Source organism: Parendozoicomonas sp. 2304DJ65-17 (genome assembly GCF_058148445.1).
Genome location: NZ_JBYVJV010000180.1, coordinates 1 through 202 on the forward strand (window position 1 = coordinate 1; position 202 = coordinate 202).

The window sequence follows — 202 nt, forward strand, 5'->3', positions numbered from 1 at the left end:
GTGGGTCGTGTAGGATTCGAACCTACGACCAATTGGTTAAAAGCCAACTGCTCTACCAACTGAGCTAACGACCCAAAGCGTTTTACATCGGCCAAGATGTGAAATCTTTCAGAAAAGATTCAAAGAAATGGTGGGTCGTGTAGGATTCGAACCTACGACCAATTGGTTAAAAGCCAACTGCTCTACCAACTGAGCTAACGAC

The 202-nt window shown here is 45.0% G+C and carries 1 tRNA gene; it reads right to left on the minus strand.

Features of this window, described 5'->3' with window-relative positions:
- Position 1: 1 nt before the first annotated feature.
- A tRNA-Lys gene (locus ACY2RR_RS24950) sits at positions 2 to 74 on the minus strand.
- Positions 75 to 202 lie beyond the last annotated feature (128 nt).